This is a genomic window from Microcoleus sp. B4-C1 (assembly GCF_036705285.1).
In the GTDB taxonomy this organism is placed as follows: domain Bacteria; phylum Cyanobacteriota; class Cyanobacteriia; order Cyanobacteriales; family Microcoleaceae; genus Microcoleus.
Window position 1 is genome coordinate 1 of sequence record NZ_JAUBUC010000156.1, and the last position, 6,715, is coordinate 6,715.

A 6,715-nucleotide genomic window follows, 5' to 3' on the forward strand; every position below is an offset into this window, starting at 1 on the left:
CGTCCCGCCCGTCCAAAAAAGACGGGCGGGACGCCCATCCCACAATAACAATTAAAATTGTAAGTTATTTAATTCGCCCTCCTCAGCAGCCAGCTAACGGTTAACACAGGGGCGGCCTAGTTTGAGACTTAATCGGGAACTTTTCTTATTTAAAACCGTCTTTTAGGCGAGGATTTTCTATTGTCATCGCCTAAATCAAAAAACATATTCTCCACATCAGCTCTGAAAATGTGCTAACTGCTCTCCTAATTATTTTCATAGGTTTAGCTCCCTCGCTGCTGTCTTTGTGGGTGATGCGCTATGCCCAGAGCCAAGCCCGCGACAGAATTGCAGCAGCCAGACTTGCGGTAGCGAATAGATCCATGGCAACTCAACTACCAACTGCCGATCGCACTTACATACAAAGCCTCGGTTATGCTATCGGCGATATCACTTGCGAGTATAACGCCCGCTCAAATTACATTCGCTGCGCTGTCAATCCTTCTGGGCCCTGTCAAGATTGTCGGTACTACCAAGCCCGAACCCTTGACGTGCGTGGTTAAAAGATATAGCTTATATTGGTGCTTGTATCTACGTCTATTTGCGGATGTAATAATCAATGAGTTAATATGTACTTACGTGTAAGGATTATTGTTGAAGCTTGTTTTGGACGACCCACGCCCAAACTCAGCACGTAAAACCTAATCAAGCATTATTGCTTGGTTACAGTTGCCATAACTGGCAGATTGCGATCGGTGTTTTTCTAGTTGAGGACTTACGATCAGAAACCAGGTTTAGATGATAAATTTTGGTTAGACGACGAGAAATCTAGTCATAAATTGGTTTTCCTGTCTCCTGAGCGTAACTCCTGCAGTTAAGAAAATTAGCCAACAAAAATCGTAAATAGCTGAGGCGCACATCTCCAAATCCGTTTCTCCAAAACATCATGAAAAATTCTGCACGAAACATTGTCCCGAGCATTTATCTTAAACAGAAACCAGCTCGAAGACTCGTTTCTTGACAGTTTGAGAATTTGCTTGTGGGGAGCACTAATCTGTTTTTGCGATCGTAGCGAAACAGTCTCAAACCTAGATTGCTATGTCCAGACTCCAAGTCATGAATTTTTAAGAAGCTTCGTCGATACAGGGTATGCCAATTTCAATTGAATCTCATATGTTGCACCATTTTCAAGAATAGGCTTTCTGGCCTGTTCCACAACAAGTGAATTTTCTTATGGGCTGGGCAGGAGAACCCCCCATAGAATGGTTATTGAGAATGGTAAAAGATATCAGTTGAATAACACTTCGGGCACAGTCGCCATAATTATGTGACGGCTATCACTCCCTAATTAATGTGTGGTTGCTATTGTGAACAGGGCTTGCACAGCCAAACCAAAGAAACCGAGTTGTTTACCGGGAGCGAGGGCTGCAAAGAAGTCTTTTCGTCCCTCAAACCAGGTTTATACGTCTAGAAATAGTGAGTTTTATCTGCCAAGTAAAGTGCATTAGACGAGGTACAGAAAAGCTCATCAAGTAAATTCTTGAGAACTCGTGTTCTTATCTACTGCGCGAGGTAAGAGCTGTGTAACAGATACACTCGCGATCCTAAAAGAAAAAAGTCGAAGGCAAAATATCACCCGATAGAGAGATTATTGGGATTTAAACACCAAATCCTCAGTTCTTCTGCCGGCGCTATTTGCAATGCTATTAAATATCCATATAGCACTGCTTTGTGCTGAGTAAAATTGGCTTTTTGCTCTGAATCTAAGTCAAGCAGCAGAGCCTCTTACTCTGCAATTAAGCCTTTTAAATAGGTGATAATAATCATCGGGAAATGGGTATATCATCTACAATTAGTGAGACTATTTTACCATGCAAAGCATCTGCAACAAACCAATTTTTATCGCCCCAAAAATAGGTGAGTCCACCACAAGGATTGGGGGCGCAAAATCCCGAACAACAGTAACTTATCATCAGAAAAAACCAATAAAACAAGTAAAAACAGTAGGGGCAATCCCCCCGTGGTTGCCCCTGTCCCAGAAAATTCGTGGCGGCACGAGAATTGGGCATCCCCACAGAGAATTTTTACGAGCAACCGTAAGGGAAAACCCCCCGTGGTTGCCCCCTCGGAGTATAAAAAATGTACTGTTTCTCGATGCCAGAGTAGAGAACAGCGACAGCTTGGCAAGAGGAGCAACAGCCGATACAGAGGTATTTGTACTGAACTCGACGGGGGATGGAGTCGAGCAAATTACTAGAATTTTGGCTAATTGCAGCGATTTAGATAGCCTTCAGATAGTTTCTCACGGTCGAGAAGGGGGGGTGCAGCTAGGGTCGATCGAACTCTGCAACGACAACCTACAAACCTACAGCCATTCGTTACAGCAGTGGAGAAAAGCCCTCAGCGAGAGAGGAGATATCTTGTTATTCGGGTGCAGCGTCGCAGCGGGGGAAAGCGGCGAAGCCTTCGTGCGGCAGCTAAGCTTGATGGTCGGTGCAGATATTGCAGCTTCCGACAACTTGACGGGGAGTGCGGCCCTCGGCGGCGACTGGCAATTAAAATTTGCGACAGGGGAAATAAAGGCGAGAATCGCCATTGAAAAAGAAGTCCTCGAAGCCTACCCTTACGCCCTCGGCACATTAGTTAACGAAACTTTCAAAAACTCCACAGTTAGGGGGCCTTGGATTTACGGGGGAAATGACGGGGCACTGTTCGATCCCAGCAGCAACGATCCAGCAGCCGATCAACTTATCCCCGGCATTACCGGAGGCACAGTATCCGGCGTACTTCCGGCTTTGGGCGGTGCAACTCCCGGCGATGGCGCTCTGCGATTAACTCCAGCAGTAAACCTTCGGGAAGCCTTCGTCATCTACAACAACCCCATTCCTTCAACCGACGGTCTCAGAGTCCAGTTTGATTTTTATTCTTACGGTTCAAGGGAGCAAGCTAATGCTCCGCAACCATTTATTAGCCCTCAGCCAGGGGACGGGCTGGGTTTCTTCTTGATTGACGGCACTGTTAGCCCAACAAGGACTGGGGGTTATGGCGGTTCTGTCGCTTACGCTCCACGAACGGGTATACCCGGTATTGAGGGAGGTTATTTAGGCATTGGGCTTGACGAGTTTGGCAATTTTTCAACATCCACAGAAGGGCGGTCGGGTCCTGAGCCACCCCCGATTCCCGGCTCCTCTATTGGTTCTTTCAGACCAGATTCAGTAACTGTTAGAGGAAATCAAGCAAACGATTATCGGTTTTTAACAAATGCGATCGTTCCCTTCGGCATCGATAACATTCCTACGAGTATTAACTTTATCGGCCCTCCCGGCACCAGTTTTAATTTCAGCAATACGTTCACGAGCGATCGCAATTTAGCCAAAAGATCCGTTCAAATTACACTGAATCCATCTAACGATCCGGTCAATCCCTCTCGCCTCACCGTGGCCTTCGATGCAAATTTCGACGACATCTACGAAACTACATTGATCGACATCCGCAACTTGGCCACCGAAAACGGCCGGGTACCGCCAATTTTGAAATTTGGTTTTGGCAGTTCCACAGGAAGCGCCAACAACATTCACGAACTTCAAAACCTGGTAGTTGAAACTATCAATCCTCCCAGTATCACCGCTGAGGTTGCCACTATCAAGACCGGCCCGCAGTTCGTCAAGCCCGGAAGCAGCATTACCTACACGATTACTACTGTAAACAGGGGGCCAGCGCCCGCTACAAACGTCCTGATTCAAGACGAAATACCTTTTGAAATGCTGCGTCCGGGGGGATTGCCGCCGGTTCTCACTGCCTCCAACAATGGCACTTATGTGAACGAAACGAAAGCTGTCACCTGGCCGTTAATTCCGGTTCTCAATGCGGGTGAGACTCTGACTTACACCCTGACTATTGATTTGCCGCCCGGTTTAAAGAGCGGTAGCAGTTTTGCCAATGTTGCATTCAGCAATAGCTCGACTTTCGACCCCGACCTCAGCAACAACAGCGGTGTACTCGCGCCAGGGCAAATCGAGGGGCCTGGTGTAGTCTTTACCACTGTTGTTGATACAGTCGCAGATTTAGTTACTACCAAAAGTGGGCCTGTGACTACTTCGGCCGGGTCAAGCGTCGCCTACACATTGACTACGACTAACATGGGGCCAGACCCCGCTGCCAATGTGACCATCACGGACAGCATTATTCCGGGTTTAACAGGAGTCAGCGTATCGGATGGGGGGAGTTACGACCCAGTTTCCGGCATTGTCACCTTCCCAGCATTGACAACCCTGGCAAATGCAGCTACTGCGACCCGCACCGTCAGTTTCATTGCCCCAGCCACCCTTACCGCCATCAGCAACACGGCCCGGAGTAGCGCGGCGACTTTCGATCCGATCGCCACTAACAACAACGGCCGGGCGACCAACAAAGACGGCACTCCCACTAACTCTACGGTTACGACAAGTATTGCGCCCAACGCGGATCTTGTTACCACGAAAACCGGATCTACGAGTGCTACTGCCAGTAGTTCGGTCAGCTATACGATCGCCACAGTCAACTTAGGGCCGAGTCCAGCAGAAGCTGTAACCATCACTGACAGCATAGTTCCGGGGTTAACCGGAGTCACGGCATCTAACGGTGGCGTTTACGATCCAGTGACGGGGATTGTCACCTTTGCGCCCGTGGCAATAGCCCATAAGGAGACAGTCACCCGGACGATCGGCTTCACAGTGCCGCCCACCCTAACTTCGATCAGCAACACGGCGAGAAGTACCTCCATCACTCCCGACTCCACTCCTGCCAACAACAACGGTACAAACCCCAACGCCACCGTCATTACCTCGATCGATGCTGTGGCCGATGTTGTCACCCAAAAAACGGCTCCGGCCAGCATCGAGGTGGGCGACACGCTACTTTATACAATTACTACTACCAATAACGGGCCTAGTCCCGCGACCAACGTAGTCATCACCGACAGCCTAATTCCCGGCTTAACTAATGTCAGGGTGTCCGATGGCGGAACCTACAATGCTGCCACAGGGGCGATCGATTTCCCAGCGATCGCGACTTTAGCCAGCGGCAGCAGCGTCACCCGATCCCTGCTTGTTGTACCGCCGCCTACCCTGACGAGTATCACCAATATTGTATTGAGTCGAGCGGACACTTTTGACCCGGACTTAACCAACAACGACGGCTCGACAGTCGCATTGCCCGGTCAGGCGGGGGGGCGAGTCGTTACTGCGATCGAGGCAGCCCGCGCCGACTTGGTTACGTCCAAGAGCGGTCTCACATCTGCTCCTGCGGGTAGTTCCGTGACTTATACTATAACTACCGCCAACAATGGGCCGAATGCTGCTGAAAACGTAGTGATTACAGACAGCATCATTCCCGGTTTAACGGGAGTCAGCGCATCCGATAACGGCACTTACGACCCAGTGACAGGGGTTGTCACCTTCCCAACAATTCGCAGCTTGACTAGCGGCAGCAACATCAACCGCGAGGTAACAGTAGTCATTCCAGCGATCGGCACCATTAGCAATACTTCCCAGAGTCGATCGACCACTTTCGATCCCGACCCCAGCAATAACAACGGTTCCGAGTCCAGAGCCACTGTCACCACCGCCATTTTACTCGCTCCGCCTTCACCCAACAAGCTTCCGTCAGCCGACAGCAGCAATGTGGCGATCGGGCCCAACAGCGTTGTCCAAATTAGCGGGATCGGAGGCAGAGACTCAGACGGCACAGTGGTTGCATTCACCATCAGCACCCTGCCGCCGGCAAATCAAGGCATCCTGTTCTTGGGCGACCCCGCAACCGGGGGAGTCGCCGTCACGGCAGGTCAAACCCTGACAGCCGAGCAAATGACGCAGTTATTCTTCCAGTCGGCCGGCAATTTCACAGGGGCTAACTTTACCTACAGCAGCAGGGACAATCTCGGTGGCATCAGTCCTGCAGCCACCGTTTCTCTGGTCTCACTGGCGTTCAACTACCCGCCGGTACCGACAAACTTCAGCAAGACACTGGCGCCAAACAGCACAGTCAACCTCACAGGGCTCACGGCAAAAGACCTCGACGACTCGATCGAATTCTTCACTATCAACACCCTGCCGGCAGCAAATCAAGGTGTCCTATTCTTGGGCGATCCCAGCCAGGGAATCCGGGTCACGGCAGGCCAAAGACTTAGCGCAACTCAAATCAGCCAGTTATTCTTCCAAGCAACCAGCGAATTCACAGCCACCAACTTTACCTACAGCGCCACAGACAGCCGCGGCGCCATTAGTCCAGCCCCCGCTACAGCCTCCCTGCGAGGACTATTACCTCCCACCGACGGGCCACCCGTCGCCAACAACTCCAGCGTCGCTTTGTTGGTGGAAACAACCGTGAACATCCCCGGACTCGGAGGAACCGACCCAGACGGGACGGTGGTTTCCTTTACCGTAAACACCTTACCACCAGCCAATGAAGGCACGCTGTTCTTGGGTGATCCCAGCCAAGGAGTGCGGGTCACGGCAGGTCAAACCCTGACAGCCGAGCAAATTACCCAGTTGTTTTTCCAGGCGTCCGGCAATTTCACAGGGGCAAACTTCACCTACAGCGCTACAGATAACCTCGGCGCTACCAGTGCGGCAGTCGCCACTGTCTCTCTCATTCCCCTTAAGGAACCGACACCCGTGCCGACACCCGCGCCGATACCGGTGCCGACACCACCAACACCGACACCCGCGCCGATACCGGTGCCGACACCACCAACACC

At 50.9% G+C, this 6,715-nt stretch carries 2 protein-coding genes; both read left to right on the top strand.

Annotation, left to right across the window (positions count from 1 at the left end; translation table 11 throughout):
• Positions 1–230: 230 nt before the first annotated feature.
• A complete protein-coding gene (locus QUB26_RS30755; RefSeq protein WP_333238684.1) occupies positions 231–542 on the top strand; it encodes a DUF6464 family protein in 312 nt (103 codons plus the stop codon).
• Between the two features lie 1,308 nt (positions 543–1,850).
• A partial coding sequence (locus QUB26_RS30760; protein WP_333321111.1) for a DUF4347 domain-containing protein occupies positions 1,851–6,715 on the top strand: 4,865 nt, incomplete at its 3' end.